The sequence below is a fragment of the Pseudoalteromonas porphyrae genome (genome assembly GCF_001298125.1).
In the GTDB taxonomy this organism is placed as follows: domain Bacteria; phylum Pseudomonadota; class Gammaproteobacteria; order Enterobacterales; family Alteromonadaceae; genus Pseudoalteromonas; species Pseudoalteromonas neustonica.
This window is the reverse complement of the sequence record NZ_LHPH01000009.1, coordinates 25,437-44,378: the sequence shown is the minus strand read 5'-3', so window position 1 is coordinate 44,378 and position 18,942 is coordinate 25,437. Positions and strand designations below refer to the sequence as shown.

The following is an 18,942-nucleotide window of genomic DNA, read 5'->3' as shown; positions in this document are numbered from 1 at the left end:
GAGTTTTGAGCGTTAACTATTATTAACTTCGACACGGTTACGGCCGTGATTTTTTGCTTGATAAAGCGCCTGATCTGCCTGCGCAAGCAAGCGGTCATAATCATTAACAGTTAATGAATCTGCAACACCAAAACTCACTGTGACTGTTAAATCACTGGCAATATTTGAAAGGTCGTAGTTTGCAATTTTCATCCGTAGCTCTTCACAAACTAGAGCAGCTTGCTGTGCAGTTTTATTAGGGAAGAATAATGTAAACTCTTCACCTCCCCATCGAGCTATCTGGCTCGTATCAACCTCACTACATTCACTCAATAGATGAGCAACGACGCAAATTACACGATCACCAATAATATGTGACCAGCCATCATTTATGCGTTTAAAATGATCAATATCCATTATCGCAATAGCCAAAGGTAAAGATTGCTGCTTGAAATCCGAAAAATTATCTGCCAACCAAGTATCAAATGCGCGACGATTTGGTAAGTCCGTTAACTGATCATGTGTGGCCTGATGTGCAAACGCATCAGCTTGCTGCTGTAGATCTTTAGTTTGCTGTATTACTCGCAGGGTAAGTTCTTTTTCAATTTTTTTAAAGTGATATAGGCGGTATTTGTATAATGCAAAAGACAAAATAACCAGCGCTAAAAAAAGCATAACTTTAAAGCTTAACTTTTGCCAAAAATAGGACTGAATTACAAATGTAATACTCTTAGAATTATTTTGCCACTGCCCATTAGGGTAACCTGCACGGACAATAAAAGTATATTTGCCCGGTGCTAAATTGGTGTATTCGGTAATTGTTAACTGCTGGCGGTTTACCCATGTGTCATTGTAGCCGAGTAGTTTAGTCTGAAAGTTTAACCGCTGCGGCATAATAAAGCTCAAACCAGCATAATTAAACGATAACCTTGAAGCCCCTGGCGGTAGTATTATGTCCTTACCATCAAAAGCCAATGGTGTACTTTTACCATCAACATACAAGCTTTCTATGACTGTTGGTAATGATATTTGCGCTGCTTTTTTTAACCGTTCAGGCATAACAGTGCTTACACCATGCGCGGTTGCAAACCAAATACTGCCATCTTGGTGAAATGCAGCTGCCGGGTTTGATCCCCCATTAGCTTGGGCGCTGAGCATGCCATCACCTTCATCATATAGTTGATACTGAAGTCGTTTATTTTTACTATTTTGGGGGTTATCAAGTAACTCGTTAACTTGTTGTTGTTTAACCTCAAGAATACCGCGATTACTCGATAACCAAAACGAATCCCCTTGCGCAACTAACTGGAAAAGTTTATCAACCGGTAGACCTTGTTCGCGTCCTAGAATAGCGATATCGCCAGTAACAATATTAAACCGTACTAACCCCCTATCAGTGGCCATCCACATTAAATCGTTCTGGGCATAAAACCCGAATGCATATTGAGCGTTAAATTGCTTAGGAAATGCTTGCTCTTTAAACTGACCTAATACGTTATTAAACATAGCAGCGCCCACACCCGTTCCGGCCCAAACATTCCCAAGCCCATCCAAAGCTAAAGCAATTATAAACTCACCGGGCAAACCTTGCTTAGTGGTATATTGCAGTGTTGTTCCATCGGGATCAATCCGGCTAAGCCCTGTCGCAGTCCCCACCCACAGGCGCTGTTGCTTATCAAATAATAAAGCCCTAACTTCGTTACTTGATAAGCCATTATCACGACTCTTAACCGGGTAAATCTTGCCATCAATTACCCGCATTAAGCCGCTGGTATAAGTGCCTATCCAAACATGTCCGTGTTGATCTTCAGCCAAACTTAAAATAGATAAAGGGTCGCCCTTATTCGCAAGTGAAATTGATTCAACCTTATCACCCAGGATTCGGTTTAATCCTGTGCTACTGCCAATCCAAACACTGCCATCTGAGTGAGGCAATACCGTTCTGACATAATCACCACTTAGCCCACGCTTTTTTGTCCATGCTGAAAATGGCGCTTCACGTAAACGGTGTACACCACCATTAGTCCCGATCCAAATACTGTTTTCACGATCTTGAAGTAACGATAAAATACGGTTAGCGGGCAAACCTGCGCCTGAATCAAGTCGTTCTAATCCCAGTTCACTGAGTCGAAATACACCTTTATTAATAGTCCCAAACCACAGAGCATTGTGGTTATCTTGCAATACACTTGAAATAGCAATGCCATCCAGCTGTTCATCAATACTAACAAACCGGTTACTCACATATCGCCATGCCCCCTTTTCTCCAGCGACGATTAATTGCCCTTCTTGAGACATAAATAATGTATATATTGGCCCTGTAGGTAAACCACTCTTAGGAGTAATTAATTTGGCTACTTTATTTTTTATTTGATATAAACCATCACTGGTTCCAGCCCAAATAACGCCCTCGCCATCTTCAACCAATCGATAAGCACTTAAATTAATTAATACACTTTTATCTTCTTCATTCTCATCACGATAAGCCACTCCATCGCCCTCTAAGGCTAACCATATTTTGTTATCACTTGTTTTTAAAACATGATTAACCATTGCTGAGGCATTTTTCTGTGCAGACCAATGCCCTTTGCGTAGATGGCTAATGCCACCACGTGCGCCGCTAATGTAGAGGCTACCATCAGCTTGAGGAACTAAACTTCGAAGCCCTGAGTCTGGTAATCCTGTAATTTCTGAACGGGTGAATAGTTTAAACTCTCGGCCATTGAAGCGAGCAAGCCCTTCCCACGTTGCTATCCATATATAACCATCTTTTGTCTGTACAATACTGTTGATACTGTTGTGAGGTAATCCTGAACGTGTATTCCACGTTTCAGAAAAATAGTCATTAAGAGGCAAACGAGTTGCTTGCGCAGTTGCGCATTGGGGCGTTATCAACATCAATAAGAATAAACACACTCGTATCATTTTACTCAACGCCTTCGAATCCATGAATGACTACTTTGTTTGCAGCCGTAAAGTTATTGATAATGATTTGTAAACGCTTATGGATCATTATTTTTCTGTATAAGAATTATATTAACATACCACTTATTTTACTTTCATTAATTTAATTAATAACTTTATTTACTAATTCGTGTTTATAAACTGTGTAATCGCAACTTGCAGTTCATTAATAAACTTTGCAACGTGTAAACCATCCATTAGTGCATGGTGCACATCAATTGATAACGGCATTTTCCCCGTTAATTTATTTAACTTTCCAAATACCAATTTTGGAATACCTAAATTCGTCCCTTGCGTAAAAGCATGAGAAAAGCTCATAAAATCGAGCCATGGCAATACTGAGATATGAATTAAATCAGCTTGCCCTTCAGTCTGTGAAAAAGCATGTGAAAATAACGGCTGCAATTTTGCCGCTGTACTTACGTGTGTTGCATGGGTTTGAAAAGCAAAAAAACTATCTTGTTGTGTAAAATAACTAAATCTAAATGTGTCGTCTTGCGCCAGTTCGACTACGCTTGCACGCGCCGTGTTTAGTTGCCAAGGTGCATCATTAATAACTCGCTGCAACATAGGTTGATATCTATGACAAGCTTGTAGTGTTAAATAAATATAAGATTGAAAAAAAGAAATTTGCTGTGCTTTGCAGTAGTTATAAAGTGGCTGCATATCTAGTTGCACACAGACATTAAAATACGGTTGAGTAAAGTCTTTAAACAGTGAAAAGTGCTGTTGCCGCGGCCAAGTGGTTAAGTCGATAGGTGTCATTACAAATTACTATACAAGTCAGAGATAATTGTATCGTGAGGGATTTGTTTAATAAAGTAAAGGCGTGCAGAGCACGCCCAAAGCTCGATTTGTTATAAACCGTTTTTAATAATTTCTTGCGCTAATTCATCCGCAATTAAATGCGTTGATTTTTGCTCTTTTTCACTGCGCGCAAAAATTTCAGTCAAGGTATTAAAAATTCCCTCAACATGTTTATTTGACGCTTCTGCGCTGTAACCTTCAGGTGCTGTTTCATAATAAACATTGATAATACCACCAGCATTTATCACGTAATCTGGCGCGTATAAAATACCTTTTTTACGGATGATCTCACCATGGCGAGATTCAGCTAATTGATTATTTGCACAACCAGCAATAATTGTCGCTTTAATGCGTGCAATTGTCGCATCATTAACTGTTGCACCAAGTGCACACGGTGCGTATACATCCACATCAAGATCATATATCTCATCAATGCTCACTGCTGTTGCAGCAAAATCATTGACTACACGGTCAATGGCGACTTGGTTTATATCAGTTACAAACAATGTTGCACCGGCTTCATGTAAATATTTACATAGACTATAAGCCACAGCACCTAAACCTTGTACCGCCACTTTAATGCCCGTTAAATCTTGATGACCACGTTGATGCTGTAAAGCCGCTTTAATACCTAAAAATGTACCATACGCAGTGAACGGTGATGGGTTACCGCTTTTACCTTCTAGGCCTAATACATAGTTAGTTTCTTTATTCATAATAGCCACATCACCGCAGGTAATGTTTACATCTTCTGCAGAATAATAACTACCATTTAAGCGCTCTAATTGGCGACCAAAAGCACGAAATAATTGTTCTGATTTTATTTCTTTCGCGTTGCCAATAATTACAGACTTTCCACCACCAAACGGTAAGCGTGCTACTGCATTTTTGTAGGTCATACCTTTTGATAAGCGCAGTGCATCAACGACAGCGTCATCGTCACTTGCGTAATCCCACATTCTGCAACCACCTACAGCAGGGCCTAAATTAGTATTATGAACGGCAATAATTGCACGAAGGCCTGATTCTTTATCCGAACAAAAAACCACTTGCTCATGGTTATCAAAATCAACTTGATTAAACACAGCCACTTTATCTTACTCCGAAATTTGTAACCCGTGAGAGGGTATGCGCGCTGAAATTGTCGAGACTCTATCACTTCATATTAGTGCTTGCCACTATATGAGATGATAAACCCAATCTAGATATACCAATACAATAAAAACATTAAATACACCTCACAAATAGCATATTAAATTCAAAAATTAACAGTATATGGAATAATTAATTAACTTATTTAATGTTGAAGCATGAAACTGTTGACGTGAACGTCAACTTAAATATTATTGTAAAGTAAAAATTACAAGGTCAGATCTGGAATAATCGAGGGATTTTAAATAGTTGCGAGAAGTTCGAAAGCTTACATCCAACTGGTCAGATGTGAAGACGGTATTCAAAAGTATTTAAATACCGCCAAATATAACTCAAATATTACTGTAGTTTAGAGTTCAGCTCTTCTATTTTAGCTTTCCAAATTGCTGGACCTTGCGTATGCGCATTAGCGCCTTCACTGTCGACTGCCACTGTTACTGGCATATCTTCAACTTCAAACTCATAGATAGCTTCCATACCTAAATCTTCAAATGCCACAACACGGGCTTTTTTGATTGCTTTAGACACTAAGTAAGCAGCGCCACCTACAGCCATTAAATAAACCGATTTATTATTTTTAATAGACTCTACGGTAGCAGGGCCACGTTCCGCTTTACCAATCATGCCAATAATGCCAGTTTTCTCTAACATCATGTCAGTAAATTTATCCATGCGTGTTGCTGTTGTTGGGCCTGCTGGGCCTACCGCTTCATCGCGTACTGCATCAACAGGGCCAACGTAATAAATAAATTTATTATCAAAATCAACACCTGCAGGTAAACCTTCACCTGAATTGATCATATCCTGCAGGCGCTTATGCGCAGCATCACGGCCAGTCAAAATAGTACCTGATAGCAATACTGTTTCACCCATTTTCCACTCGCGCGTGTCTTCTTTAGTCAACGTATTTAAATCAACACGGCGTGTGCCTTCACCTACTTCAAATGTTACTTCAGGCCAATCTTCAAGCTTCGGCGCTTTTAGGTTAGCTGGGCCTGAGCCATCAAGAGTAAAATGTACATGGCGAGTTGCAGCACAATTTGGGATCATAACCACAGGCTTAGAAGCTGCATGGGTTGGTGCTGTTTTAATTTTCACATCAACAACGGTTGTTAAACCACCCAAACCTTGTGCACCGATACCTAGTTTATTGGCACGTTCAAAAATATCTAAACGCATTTTCTCTTCGGTCGTTTCAGCACCACGCTCTATAAGTTCATGAATATCAACCGGATCCATTAACGATTCTTTTGCCAGTACGGCTGCTTTTTCGGCTGTACCGCCAATACCTATACCTAGCATGCCTGGTGGGCACCAACCCGCGCCCATGGTTGGTAAGGTTTTTTCAACCCATTCAGCCACATCATCAGATGGGTTTAACATCACCATTTTGGTTTTATTTTCAGAGCCGCCGCCTTTTGCTGCAACCATCACTTCAATATTACCGCCTGCCACTAGATCAATGTGCACAACTGATGGCGTATTATCTTTTGTGTTTTTACGGCTACCAGCAGGATCTGCAACAATCGATGCGCGTAACGGGTTATCTGGATTCAAATAAGCACGACGCGTCCCTTCGTCAACCATTTGCTGTACAGTCAAATCTGTTTTATCCCATTTAACATCCATACCTACTTTTACAAAACACGTAATAATGCCGGTGTCTTGACACAGTGGACGCTTACCTTCTGCCGACATACGCGAATTAATAAGTATTTGTGCAATCGCATCTTTAGCCGCTTTACTTTGCTCTTTGTGATAAGCTTTTTCAAGCGCTTGAACAAAGTCAAGTGGATGATAAAACGAAATATATTGCAAAGCATCTTCAATGCTATCAATAAAATCTTGCTGACGAATAGTACTCATAGGGGTTCCTTAAATTACCGTTACGTGTAAACACGCAACCTTGGTCAAACCGGTGACGGTGGTTTGTATAGCGCATAGGCGACGTCACGAAACGCTGCCAAAAAATTATAACTTATGATACCCTCCCAGCCCGTTTCGAGCCAGTTTTACAGGGTAAAAAATAGATGATAAACCAACAAAAAACCTGCATTCAATTAGACATTTCGCTCAACTGCATAGAGCTTTTCACCTATTTTGCTCATTTACCCTACGCAATACTATTAGATTCGGCCAATAGCCATCATGTGAACAGTCGCTATGATATTATAGCTATCGCACCAAAAATACGCTTAGAGGTTAAAAATAACCTCACTTATATTGATGGCCAAGTAACGTCTCAAGACAGCTTTGCTATTATGCAGCAAGAGCTTAATAAATTAGATAGCAGCAAAATTCAACCCGCCTTACCTTTTAGCGGTGGTTGGCTTGGCTATTTTGGTTATGACTTTGGCCGAGTTATTGAACAAGTTCCTGAGCAAGCCATTAACGATATTCATATGCCACAGCTTAGCCTTGGACTCTACCCAGATGCGCTTATTTACGACAAACAACGCAACAGCTGGTTTTATGTCGCCCAGCCTGATACCGACAGACTTGCTCTGTATTTAACGCCTTTAAATGATGTACCAACACAACAGCAAGCATTTAAAATAACCCGTGACTGGTTATCTAATATGAGCCGAGATCAATACGGCGCTAAATTTTCAAAAATTCAAGCTTATTTAAAAAGTGGCGATTGCTATCAAATAAATCTTGCTCAACGTTTCGAAGCGCAATACCAAGGATCACCATGGGAAGCTTACTGCCTATTAAGAGAAGCCAATAAAGCGCCGTTTTCAAGTTTTATCAATCACCCTGATGGCGCTATTTTATCTATTTCCCCAGAACGTTTTATTGCCATCACTGACGGGCACATAGAAACCAAACCAATCAAGGGCACGCTACCACGCTGCCTTGATGAAGTAACAGATGTTCAACAAGCAACGCGCTTACAAAAATCATCCAAAGACCGCGCTGAAAATGTCATGATAGTTGACTTGCTGCGCAACGATTTAGGCAAGGTCGCAAAGCCTGGCACAGTGCAGGTACCCTCTCTATTTGCTATTGAAAGTTTCCCCGCAGTGCATCACTTAGTCAGTACAGTCACTGCGCAATTAGCTGATGATAAAACAGCCGTTGATCAACTTCATGCGGCATTTCCCGGAGGTTCAATCACTGGGGCTCCCAAAATTCGAGCGATGGAAATTATTGAAGAACTAGAACCACATCGTCGCAGTATTTACTGTGGTTCAATTGGTTATTTAAGCGCCTGTGGCAATATGGATACCAGTATCACTATTCGTACTTTAGTATGTCATAAACAACATATTTATTGTTGGGCTGGCGGCGGAATTGTCGCTGATTCTCACGTTGATTTGGAATACCAAGAAACTTACGATAAAGTAAATAAAATTCTACCTTTATTGAAGTAACCTGTGTGAATAGTCAACAGCTTATGGCGCGTTTTCAGCTAAGCGCGCCTATTAATGAGCATGCGCAGCAAATTCAGAGTATACGCTCTAAACGTCCACAACGGGCCAGTGCAGTCATGTTGCCATTAATTGATATAGACAACAGCGCACATATATTATTATGCAAGCGCCCTACTTTTTTAAATCATCACCCGGGTGAAATTTGCTTACCTGGCGGTAAACATGAATTAACCGATACAAACTTACGCCATACCGCACTGCGGGAGCTAAATGAAGAGCTTAATATTGCCCCATCGAATGTGACTATCGTTGGTCAATTAGCAGATTACTCCACCCTCACAGGTTTCACGATTACGCCCTATGTAGGCCTGTTAGCACCCAATACATTTTGGCAAGCTGATAAAAATGAAGTCGCTGCAAGTTTTTTGCTGCAAGTTAGTGCACTCGCTAATGTAAATAATTGGCATCCTATAAATTTTGAGCGTTTTGGTAAGATAATCACTTTACAAGGGTTTTCAACCCCTTATGGATTACTATGGGGCGCAACTGCAAGCATTATAAAAAACTTTACAAAACAGCTCGCCATACCAGTTTAAAACTCTGTTGCAAATGGTTACAAGGGTATAATTACGCGTTATTATGTGCGACCGTTCAAAGGCAGCAATCGTGCTGAGTAAAAAGTAGAGTAAAGTAATTATGATCAGTGCATTTGATATGTTTAGTATTGGCATCGGCCCGTCATCATCTCACACCGTCGGCCCAATGCGCGCATCGCGTTTATTTGTTAACGAACTACAAGAACAAAACTTATTAACCGATGTCACCAGCGTTAAAGTCGAGCTGTATGGCTCATTAGGACAAACAGGTATTGGTCATGGTTCAGGTAAAGCCGTTATTCTAGGTCTTGCGGGTTATGACCCAGAAACGATCGATGCCGATTTAGTCGATGATATTCTCACTAAAATCGAAAATGAACAAGTCATCCACTTAAATCAAGTACATCAAGCCAAATTCCCGAAACAAGGTGCAATCGTATTTCATCGTCGTAAAACCTTACCAAAGCATTCAAATGCAATGGAAATTATTGCATTTGAAGGAAGCGATAAACTCCACAGTAAAGTTTATTATTCAATCGGCGGTGGCTTTATTGTCACCGATGAAGAGTTTGATAACGAAAAACAAGCTGCACTTGATATTCGCGAAGAAAATCCTGCACCTTTTCCATTTGGCAGCGCTAAAGAATTACTCGAAATGTGTAAAGACTCCGGGTATAGCGTATCAAGCTTAATGATGAAAAATGAAAAAACACTTCGCACTGAAGATGCCATAAAAGATGAATTATTCAATATTTGGCAAGTAATGAAAGCGTGTATTGAACGCGGCATGCGTACTGAAGGTATATTACCGGGTGGTTTAAAAGTAAAGCGCCGCGCACCTAGTCTGTATTTAAAACTCAATATTGAAGTCAGTAATGATCCACTTCGCGCGATGGATTGGGTTGATTTATTTGCCTTAGCCGTCAATGAAGAAAACGCCGCAGGTGGTCGTGTAGTAACCGCTCCTACTAACGGGGCAGCGGGTATATTACCTGCAGTATTAATGTACTACCATACATTTATTAAAGAGGTGGATCGCGATATCGCGACTCGCTACTTGTTGACTGCTGCTGCTATTGGCATACTTTATAAAAAGAATGCATCAATTTCAGGTGCTGAAGTTGGCTGTCAGGGCGAAGTAGGCGTTGCCTGTTCAATGGCCGCAGGTGCACTTACTGAAATTGTTGGTGGTAATGTATTACAAGTTGAAAATGCGGCTGAAATTGGCATGGAACATAACTTAGGTTTAACCTGCGATCCTGTAGGTGGGCTTGTTCAAGTGCCATGTATTGAACGTAATGCAATGGGCGCAATTAAAGCGATTAATGCCTCCCGTTTAGCAATCCGCGGCAGTGGCGAACAAAAAGTATCATTGGATAAGGTTATTAAAACGATGCTTGATACTGGTAACGACATGAAAACAAAATACAAAGAAACTGCACGTGGTGGCTTAGCTGTCAATATTATCGAGTGTTAAGTTTTACGTATTAAAAAAGCCGCTTTTGCGGCTTTTTTAATACTTCATCACTTAACAGGTAAATCTATACCTTCAAACAATTTGTCTACATCATCTTGATTTCGTAATAAGCTCGCCCGTTCAACACGCTCTTTTGTTAAGTGAGGTGCAAAGCGCTCTATAAAATCATACATATAACTGCGTAAAAAACTGCCTTTTCTGAAGCCTATTTTAGTCGTACTGGCTTCAAATAAATGACTCGCATCAATACACACCAAATCAGTATCTGAGACTTGATCTATTGCCATTGATGCAACTACACCGACCCCTAGCCCAAGGCGCACATAAGTTTTAATCACATCGGCATCCGTTGCTGTAAAAACAATATGGGGGTCAAGCCCTTGTGCATTAAATGCTTTATCAAGCTCTGAACGCCCAGTAAAACCAAATACATACGTAATTAATGGGTACTTTGCAATATCAGCTACGGTAAGTGAATCTGCTTTTTTAGCTAGCGGGTGATCTTTTGCAACTACAATACTGCGATTCCAGTGGTAACACGGTAACATCACTAAATCTGAATATAAATGCAATGCTTCAGTTGCGATTGCAAAATCCGCATCCCCTCTAGCTGCAGCGTCAGAAATCTGCTGCGGCGTTCCTTGATGCATATGCAACGATACTGCAGGGTACTTCTTCATAAAGCCTTGAATAACACTAGGCAGCGCATAACGTGCTTGCGTATGCGTTGTAGCAATATTCAGCTTACCTTGATCTGGCAATGTGTGCTCATTTGCGACCGCTTTAATTCCTTCGACTTTAGAAAGAATCTCGCGTGAAATATTAATAATTTCAGTCCCAGCACTGGTCACATGAGTTAAATGTTTGCCACTTCGTCCAAAAATTTGCACGCCGAGTTCATCCTCCAACATACGAACTTGTTTAGAGATGCCTGGTTGTGAGGTAAATAAACTTTCAGCTGTTGCTGATACATTAAGCTTATGGTTTTGAACTTCGACGATGTATCTGAGTTGTTGTAATTTCATGGCTGCATTTTTAGTGTTGTTATACTGCTTATTTATAAATGTTACACCGCTTCAAGCCAAGCTTTATTTCTTCTTAAAGAAAATAAATACAGCCACAGGTACATTTATAAGACTAATGCATCAAGGCTAGCATAATCCTACGCCTTGAGGTAGCCATCATTTGACTGGTATTCAAATTGGAAAATATTATGAACGTGCAATTAATAGTAATAAATAACCACAATGCTAATTTTATTTTGTATAAGCTGCGCAAAACTACCCAGTTAGCATATATTTAATGTAAGATAAAAATTATTAGTTTGAGAAACCAGAGACCAAAACCATGATCGTTTCTATTATTATTATGTTAATTGTTGCGCTGATCGTCATTGCCCTTTGGGTTAGTGCTGTACAACAACATAAAGAGAAACAAGAGACTGAGCGTCGTAAAGACCTTACAAAACAAAAAAAGATCATCGAAGAGTCTGAAGATGTGCTTCTTAATAGCGCCAATATCCCCATGTCAGATCACATTTTATATGTTATTCAGCGTCGTATTTATGACGCGCTATCTTCAATGGTACAATTATCCCCCACTTCAAAAGAACTAAAAAACCGCCTAAAAGAATCAAAAGAACGTCTAGCAAACAAGCCTGAAGGGACAAACGGTGAGAACTTAGCGTTACCGGATAACGACAAGCAACTCATTGCATTGATCCAAGGTATAAAAAAATTAAGAGTGATACTACGTTCTGAACATGGAAAAGGGAAAGTAGATAGCCAAGTATTCGTTGCCGAAGACAAACGCCTAGAAAAACTCCAACTAAAAATAAATATAGAAAGTCAAATAAAGCGAGGTTTATCAGCACGTTCAGCTAATATGGTCGGCTCAGCTAGGCAATACTTTGAAAAAGCTTATGCGACTATTTCTGCAATTTCCTACACCGATGAGTATGTAACAACCAAACGGGCTGAGCTGGAAGGTTACCTGGAAACAATTAGTACTGAACTTAAAGCTTCAAATGCAACGGCATTAAAAAAGAAAAACGAAGAAGAACAAGACGACTTAGATATTTTATTTGCACCGAAGAAAAAGTGGTGATCACTTTTTCTTCGTTTTATCTTATTAGGACAAAAATGCAAATTTAATAACAAACATCGCTGTAAGTATCCATACACTGATACTAACTTCATCACGTTTACCACATAATACTTTAACAGCCGTATAAGAAATAAAACCAAGTGCAATCCCATGCGCGATTGAAAACGTTAAAGGTGTCATTAACAGCACTACACTGACCGGAATGGCATCTGTCATATCATCCCAATTTACAAACTTTAAATTTTGCAGCATTAAAACTGCAACATATAAAATTGCACCAGCGGTAGCATAAGCAGGGACCATTTTCGCAAGCGGTGCAAAAAACATCATCAATAAAAAACACAGCCCGACCACAACAGCGGTTAAACCAGTACGCCCTCCAACAGACACACCCGCCACCGATTCTATATATGACGTTGTCGTAGATGTGCCAAGTACTGAGCCTGCAATTGTTGCCGTACTATCAGCACTTAATGCTCGTCCTAAGCGAGGCATATTGCCTTTTTCATCGGCTAAACCTGCTTTTTGAGTTACAGCAACTAAAGTACCTGAGGTATCAAATAAATCAACAAACAAAAAAGCAAAAATAACACTGAGCATAGAAAGCTCAAACGCAGCAGCAAAATCCAATTGCATAAATGTAGGAGCAAGTGAAGGCGGCATAGAAATTACGCCTTGGTATTGCACTAAGCCTAAACTCAGAGAAATCAATGTCACTAATAAAATACTGATCAATACACCACTTTTGAAATCACGAAATAATAACGCCGCGATGACAAAAAAGCTTAAAATTGCAAGTAATGGACCCGCAGAAGTTATATCTCCAAGCTGAACTAACGTGGCTGGACTCGCGACAATAATTCCAGCATTCTTTAACGCAATAAGCGCTAAAAAAGCACCAATGCCTGTCGCTATAGCTTGTTTAAGAACAAGCGGAATCGCGTTAATTATCCACTCCCTCACTTTAAATAAACTTAAAAGCAAAAAAATGCAGCCCGATATAAACACGGCACCTAACGCAGCCTGCCAAGTATGGCCCATACCAAGCACCACACCATACGTAAAAAACGCATTCAATCCCATACCTGGCGCTAACGCTAATGGATAATTAGCCCAAAAGCCCATAATAAAGCAACCAATTGCAGCTGCGATACAAGTAGCAACAAAAGCCGCACCTTGATCCATACCGGCCTCAGCTAACATGGCCGGATTAACAAAAACAATATAAACCATGGTGATAAAGGTCGTTAAACCAGCAATACATTCACGGCGCACAGTCGAATTGTGCGCGCTAATTTTAAATAACGCATCAAGCATAATGATAATTCATTTTCACAGGGGAATAATTTCGTAATTTTATCACAGATTAAAAGAATAATAGGACAAATCACCCGGTCTTAGACTAAACTTACGTAGTGTATAAAAAAAATAACATGCGTGGCATTATGACTGATACATCTCCAATTGGCCTTGATCTTGAACAACAACTTGAAAACGTGTTGTCATTTATAACTCAACCAACAACAGTTGAGAATAAAGACCCCACACCTGAAACATCGGACAAAACAGTAACGAAAGCACTTTACTATTTAAAAAATGAACAAGTCCCTCTGGCCGCTAAATGGATGCGCCTAGCTGCGATGGCAGGCAATCACAAGGCACAGTTTTATCTGGGCTTATTTTTTATTAAAGGCCAAGGCGTACCCAGTAGCATTTTTCATGGTGCGGTATGGTTAACTTTAGCCAGCAGCCAAGGCTATGAACCTGCAACGATCACATTAGCAGATTTACGTAAACACATAACAACACGTCGCTTTAAAGATGCACAATGTTATGCAGCATCATTGTATGAACAAATTCATCAACAACAGTTTTCTCACCTAATCCCATCACAATCCTAGCCAAAGGAATTAAACGATTTTTTAATTCACTAAAAAATAAATATTTGAAATTTAAAAGATTTAAACTTTTTCACTTCCGCATTTGATCTATTAAAAAAAATTAAAGGCAGTAATCGTATAAAAAATTGGCAAAAAACGCTTGCACACAAACACTGTATAAACTACTGTATACACATACTGTATAAACAACCAGTGAGTAGAACCTATGTTACAGCCAATTACTGTTAGAACCGTTAAAAGCTATCAACAAGATAACCTAAGCTCGTCAGTAAATTTAATTCAAATTGAGGATGAGATATCAGCTACTTTTGAACTACTAAAGGTTCTACATCATTATAATAATAAAAATGCATGGACATTATTAATAGCACCAGATCATGTACCAAGTAAAGCTCTGCTGGATTCATGCTCAATTGATACAAGTAAGCTCTTAGTAATAAGACAAAAGCATCTTGTAAATTTAGAATATGTTTTAAATTCTGCATTACATAATGGTAATTTTGCAGCGGTGATAACATGGACTGATATCGTAAAAGATAATCAAATTAGTAATCTCTCACTAAAATTAGACCAAGCTAGCGCAAAGCTATATTGCTTTACTAAGACACAAAACATGACAGAGATAGCATTAGCTCAATAAACTGCTAAAATGCCGTTTTTGAATAAACATATTTGAACTATGACTACACATACTGACAAAACTTGCTTGTGTGGGAGCCTTCAAAGCTACCAAGACTGCTGTGAAAAATTACACTTAGGAACAATACAAGCAACTAGCCCAGAACAGCTAATGCGCTCTCGCTTTGTTGCATATGCCCTAAAAAACGCAAAATATGTTTACCAAACTTATGCACAAGAAAAACAAGCCGAAAACCCTGTAATAGAAATTGCTGACTTTGCTAATAGTTGTCGCTTTATATCATTAAGCGTCATTAGTACTGACCACAACGAAGAAACAGGCTATGTTGAATTTTGCGCTAGTTATTTTTATCAAAATTTGTATTGTCAATTACATGAAAAATCACAATTTATCAAAGAAAATAAGCTGTGGCGCTATTTAGATGGCGAAATTTTCCCTGTTACTGATATAAAAGTAAATCGTAATGATGAGTGTCCATGTGGTAGCAATAAAAAATATAAAAAGTGCCATAGCGTGTGATCTGACTCTATAAACTTAGCGCTAAATAACTAAATTGCATATAAATAAATCAACATTTAAATACAGAATGTATTCTAAACGAGGGCGTTCAAAAATCAGCTCAAGCACTGCTTGTATGTTAGCTTACCTTATTTTCATTTTAAGGAATGGGGTAACCATAAAAGCAGTTTTTCGAGTAAGTTATCTTGCATAATGGGTTTGGGCACATAATCATCCATCCCAGCTTCAATGCACTTTCTTTTATCACCTACCATGGCATTTGCTGTCATCGCGATTATTGGAACTTTTGCGTATATTTCTCCACACTTTAGTTCTCTAATTTGCCGCGTAGCCTCGTAACCATCCATTACTGGCATCTGACAATCCATAATCACTGCGGTATATTGTTCAAATCGCTGGGCGTTTTTTAGATAACTAATCACTTCTTCGCCATTTGCTGCTACATCTATTTGATGTAATCCTAGTTTGTTCAACATACTTATTGCAACAATCTGATTAACTTGATTATCTTCAGCAAGTAAAATTCGAATTGAAGGTTCCCATATTATATTTTCCACAGCGCCATTGCTGCGCAGTGTTTTTGTGAATTGTTGTGACAACTGGCTCGCTCTATCAGAGTAAGCTCCGCTGCCTACCGTGCTCGCAAATACCGCAAATAAATCAGATGTTATTGCTGGCTTTTTAAAGCTACCTGAAAAACCCATTTTTTCAAAGTATGCATCATCGCCCTTATCATTTATTGTCGTCATAACAATCAATTGAATACTTTTGTGACTCTCATTAGCAAGCAACCCTTTTGCTAATTCAATACCATTCATACCCGGCATATCCATATCTAGAAAACCAATATCAAAAGTACGCTTATTTTTTTCATAGAAGGTATTTGCGACCGTGAATGCATCAGCTGAAGACATCGCCACCTTAACATTCGCCCCCCAATGTTTAAGCTGTGAGCTTAATACATTAAGGTGCGTGCAATTATCATCAACTACCAGTATATTTAATTTGCTGATATCCACATTAGGTATTATGGGCTGTGCCTTATCAGATTTTGAAAGTTGTACATAAAAACTAAAACAACTACCTTTTCCATCATCGCTTTCAACACTCACATCCCCATTCATAAGCACACATAATTTTTTAACGATCGCTAAGCCGAGCCCTGTACCACCAAATTTTCGCGTTGTTGATGCATCAACCTGTGAAAATGATTTGAATAACTTACTTTGCTGATCCTGCGTTATGCCTATGCCAGTATCTTTAATATTGCATCTGAGTTGCCAGTTTTCTATATCCACTTCACTTAGTATGACCTCAACTAATACCTCCCCTGAAGCAGTAAATTTAACTGCATTACTGACTAAGTTAGTTAATATTTGTCGTAACCGCCCTGGATCACCTTGAACACACGAAACATTTACCTGAGTCATATCTAAAATAAATTCAAGACCTTTATCATGTGCGGGCACCGCCGCAGACTGAGCAAACTCACCTAACATATCTCGAATATCAAACTCTAATATCTCTAGTTCAAGTTTTCCTGCATCAACCTTAGAAAAGTCTAAAATATCATTTATCAAAGTCAGTAAAGAATTCGCGCTACTGGAAGCAACCTTTACTTTATAATATTGATCTTCATTCAGCTTTGAGTGTTTCAATAAGTTTAACATGCCGAGTACACCATTCATCGGTGTTCGTATTTCATGACTCATTGCTGCTAAAAACTCACTCTTTGTCACATTAGCCAACTCAGCCTGCCCTTTAGCTTCAACAAGTTCTTTTTCAGCTTCTACTTTTTCAGTAATGTCTTGCTGTATTCCAACAAATGCACTAAGTACACCTTCATTGCTAAATACGGGAGATATTTGTAAGTCATTCCAAAATGGTTTATTTTCTTTTGTATAATTTAAAATCTCTACACGATGAATTTTTTTAGCTTGCAGCGCCTCTTTGATTTCTTTAATCGTTTCAGCACAAGTGTCGACTCCTTGGAGAAATCGACAACTTTGTCCTAAAATTTCATCACCATAGCCCGTGATCCGAGAAAACGCACTGTTAATGAATACAAGCGGTGAGCCCTCTAAAGTTGCATCGGCTATGCAAATTCCCACATTGCATGATTCGATCGCATTCGCTAATAAATCATTTTGCTCTTTTGCAGCCTTTAATGCCTCTTGCCCAGTCTTTTGTTCTGTTATGTCAGTAAGTGAACCCGCCATACGAATAGCGTTGTTTTTATCGTTCTTTAACGCAATGCCTTTAAGCCTAAAGTGTCTTATTTCACGTGTTTTTGTGTACAATTTCAACTCAATGTCACATGGTTGATTATTCTCTAAATGCAAAGTAAAAACATCTAACACCCTGCTCTTATCTAATTCATGTATTTTTTGTTTAAAACTTTTTAGTTTATTTGGAAACCCTTCGATATCATGATGTTGATAGCCTAATAGTTCTCGAAAGCGGGGGGAGTAATAAACCGTTTTATTGGCTATATCCCAATCCCAAATTCCGTCTGTAGTGCCACTGATTGATAACTTATACCGCTCTTCACTTTCGGCTAAGACTTGCTGCGATCGCTCCAAGCGTTTAAATGGATTAAGTAAAAGTTGCTTACCAAATATCAATAAAATTGCAAAGGATAATATGAGGCTAACAATCACAGCTAAAAAAATATCTCGCGTAAAGCCTGATACTTTTTCTTCTAAAACGCTTGTGCTGATTAAATATTCTAATTGAATCCCGGTGTCACCTATGTATTGCTTATTAATGCTCAAATATTCTTTATTAGCATCTAAGTTCGAGTATAAAACCAATGGTCCCTGCAAGGTTAAACCATAAGCATTACTCTCAATTGCTGAAGATAAAAGCTCCTCTAAGCTTGTGCTAAACTCGACCAATAAGACCCCTTCAGTAAAGTCACTGTATTTAACTGACACTGCAATTTTAAAGAAATTTTCGTTGTTGCGCGTTGACAATATAATCGCTTGATCTGCTTTTTCATCGAGTATTTTTTGAACCCAGCTATTTTCGTCCTCAGTTTCCGTTATATCTATCGCGGGAAAGTTTTCATAAATAGGCACTCTTAATATATTAATAAGCTTTATTGATTCTGTATTGCCCAATATTTTGTAGTCATTCAAAAAATCAGCCACGGATGCTTGAGATAGATCTGTCCCCATTACACTGTTTGATAAAATCGGATGGCGAGATAAATCCTGTAGTATTTGCTGGCGGGTATCTAAAAACTGCCGTAGATAACTAACTGCTAACTCTGACTCAACTTGATTGGCTTTGCTATACAGCTTATTGACTGAATCTTCAGCTCTGCTTCCAACTAAGTAAGTACTAACTAAAATAGACAGTAATAAACTAGTAATTAAAAAAGCATAAAATGATTTATTTGATGACATAGTCATTATTTTTT

The 18,942-nt window shown here is 38.9% G+C and carries 14 protein-coding genes; 7 read left to right on the top strand and 7 right to left on the bottom strand.

Features of this window, described 5'->3' with window-relative positions:
- Positions 1–12 precede the first annotated feature (12 nt).
- The 4 genes from ADS77_RS09795 to ADS77_RS09780 form a co-directional block, all read right to left on the bottom strand.
- The gene (locus ADS77_RS09795; protein WP_082355652.1) at positions 13–2,904 is read right to left on the bottom strand and encodes a ligand-binding sensor domain-containing diguanylate cyclase; all 2,892 of its coding nucleotides are present in this window, start codon (positions 2,902–2,904) and stop codon (positions 13–15) included.
- A gap of 162 nt (positions 2,905–3,066) precedes the next feature.
- Positions 3,067–3,708 (bottom strand): CatA-like O-acetyltransferase, encoded by a 642-nt coding sequence (locus ADS77_RS09790; protein WP_054454151.1) that lies wholly within the window; start codon positions 3,706–3,708, stop codon positions 3,067–3,069.
- A gap of 92 nt (positions 3,709–3,800) precedes the next feature.
- A complete protein-coding gene (locus tag ADS77_RS09785; RefSeq protein WP_054205494.1) occupies positions 3,801–4,841 on the bottom strand; it encodes a Leu/Phe/Val dehydrogenase in 1,041 nt (346 codons plus the stop codon).
- Between the two features lie 400 nt (positions 4,842–5,241).
- Complete coding sequence (locus ADS77_RS09780; RefSeq protein ID WP_054205495.1) at positions 5,242–6,768, bottom strand: fumarate hydratase; 1,527 nt, start codon at positions 6,766–6,768, stop codon at positions 5,242–5,244.
- 164 nt (positions 6,769–6,932) lie between these two features.
- On the opposite strand from ADS77_RS09780, the gene pabB reads away from it, so the two are divergent.
- The 3 genes from pabB to ADS77_RS09765 all read left to right on the top strand — a co-directional run bounded on the left by pabB (position 6,933) and on the right by ADS77_RS09765 (position 10,352).
- A complete protein-coding gene (gene pabB, locus ADS77_RS09775; protein ID WP_054454149.1) occupies positions 6,933–8,279 on the top strand; it encodes an aminodeoxychorismate synthase component I in 1,347 nt (448 codons plus the stop codon).
- Between the two features lie 5 nt (positions 8,280–8,284).
- Positions 8,285–8,875 carry an NUDIX hydrolase gene (locus ADS77_RS09770; protein WP_054205497.1) on the top strand — a complete coding sequence of 197 codons (591 nt, stop codon included), beginning with the start codon at positions 8,285–8,287 and terminating at the stop codon, positions 8,873–8,875.
- A gap of 100 nt (positions 8,876–8,975) precedes the next feature.
- The gene (locus tag ADS77_RS09765) at positions 8,976–10,352 is read left to right on the top strand and encodes an L-serine ammonia-lyase (RefSeq protein WP_054454147.1); all 1,377 of its coding nucleotides are present in this window, start codon (positions 8,976–8,978) and stop codon (positions 10,350–10,352) included.
- Between the two features lie 47 nt (positions 10,353–10,399).
- Here ADS77_RS09765 and cysB read toward each other — a convergent pair whose 3' ends face one another.
- Complete coding sequence (cysB, locus tag ADS77_RS09760; protein ID WP_054205499.1) at positions 10,400–11,377, bottom strand: HTH-type transcriptional regulator CysB; 978 nt, start codon at positions 11,375–11,377, stop codon at positions 10,400–10,402.
- A 322-nt stretch (positions 11,378–11,699) separates the two neighbouring features.
- Between cysB and ADS77_RS09755 the strand changes: the two genes are divergently transcribed.
- Positions 11,700–12,458 (top strand): hypothetical protein, encoded by a 759-nt coding sequence (locus ADS77_RS09755; RefSeq protein WP_054205500.1) that lies wholly within the window; start codon positions 11,700–11,702, stop codon positions 12,456–12,458.
- Positions 12,459–12,482: 24 nt separating this feature from the next.
- On the opposite strand, the gene ADS77_RS09750 is transcribed toward ADS77_RS09755, so the two are convergent.
- Positions 12,483–13,775, bottom strand: a complete 1,293-nt coding sequence (locus ADS77_RS09750) for an NCS2 family permease (protein WP_054205501.1) — start codon at positions 13,773–13,775, stop codon at positions 12,483–12,485.
- A gap of 128 nt (positions 13,776–13,903) precedes the next feature.
- Here ADS77_RS09750 and ADS77_RS09745 point away from each other — a divergent pair, with 128 nt between their 5' ends.
- From ADS77_RS09745 to ADS77_RS09735, 3 genes are all read left to right on the top strand, one after another.
- On the top strand, positions 13,904–14,359 hold the full coding sequence (locus tag ADS77_RS09745) for a tetratricopeptide repeat protein (RefSeq protein ID WP_054205530.1): 456 nt from the start codon (positions 13,904–13,906) through the stop codon (positions 14,357–14,359).
- Between the two features lie 205 nt (positions 14,360–14,564).
- Positions 14,565–14,999: a SulA-like leucine-rich domain-containing protein gene (locus ADS77_RS09740; protein ID WP_054205502.1), complete on the top strand. Its 435-nt coding sequence runs from the start codon at positions 14,565–14,567 to the stop codon at positions 14,997–14,999.
- A 39-nt stretch (positions 15,000–15,038) separates the two neighbouring features.
- Positions 15,039–15,518 (top strand): YchJ family protein, encoded by a 480-nt coding sequence (locus ADS77_RS09735; RefSeq protein ID WP_054205503.1) that lies wholly within the window; start codon positions 15,039–15,041, stop codon positions 15,516–15,518.
- 134 nt (positions 15,519–15,652) lie between these two features.
- Here the strand turns inward: ADS77_RS09735 and ADS77_RS09730 are convergent, their stop codons facing one another.
- On the bottom strand, positions 15,653–18,928 hold the full coding sequence (locus tag ADS77_RS09730) for a PAS domain-containing hybrid sensor histidine kinase/response regulator (RefSeq protein WP_235575756.1): 3,276 nt from the start codon (positions 18,926–18,928) through the stop codon (positions 15,653–15,655).
- Between the last annotated feature and the right edge of the window lie 14 nt (positions 18,929–18,942).

Excerpts from the sequence above, each read along its gene's own strand:
- ADS77_RS09780 (WP_054205495.1), bottom strand. The coding sequence starts at position 6,768 with ATGAGTACTATTCGTCAGCAAGATTTTATTGATAGCATTGAAGATGCT.
- ADS77_RS09755 (WP_054205500.1), top strand. The coding sequence starts at position 11,700 with ATGATCGTTTCTATTATTATTATGTTAATTGTTGCGCTGATCGTCATT.
- cysB (WP_054205499.1), bottom strand. The coding sequence starts at position 11,377 with ATGAAATTACAACAACTCAGATACATCGTCGAAGTTCAAAACCATAAG.
- ADS77_RS09740 (WP_054205502.1), top strand. The coding sequence starts at position 14,565 with ATGTTACAGCCAATTACTGTTAGAACCGTTAAAAGCTATCAACAAGAT.
- ADS77_RS09730 (WP_235575756.1), bottom strand. The coding sequence starts at position 18,928 with ATGTCATCAAATAAATCATTTTATGCTTTTTTAATTACTAGTTTATTA.
- pabB (WP_054454149.1), top strand. The coding sequence starts at position 6,933 with ATGATAAACCAACAAAAAACCTGCATTCAATTAGACATTTCGCTCAAC.
- ADS77_RS09795 (WP_082355652.1), bottom strand. The coding sequence starts at position 2,904 with ATGATACGAGTGTGTTTATTCTTATTGATGTTGATAACGCCCCAATGC.
- ADS77_RS09790 (WP_054454151.1), bottom strand. The coding sequence starts at position 3,708 with ATGACACCTATCGACTTAACCACTTGGCCGCGGCAACAGCACTTTTCA.
- ADS77_RS09750 (WP_054205501.1), bottom strand. The coding sequence starts at position 13,775 with ATGCTTGATGCGTTATTTAAAATTAGCGCGCACAATTCGACTGTGCGC.
- ADS77_RS09745 (WP_054205530.1), top strand. The coding sequence starts at position 13,904 with ATGACTGATACATCTCCAATTGGCCTTGATCTTGAACAACAACTTGAA.
- ADS77_RS09765 (WP_054454147.1), top strand. The coding sequence starts at position 8,976 with ATGATCAGTGCATTTGATATGTTTAGTATTGGCATCGGCCCGTCATCA.
- ADS77_RS09735 (WP_054205503.1), top strand. The coding sequence starts at position 15,039 with ATGACTACACATACTGACAAAACTTGCTTGTGTGGGAGCCTTCAAAGC.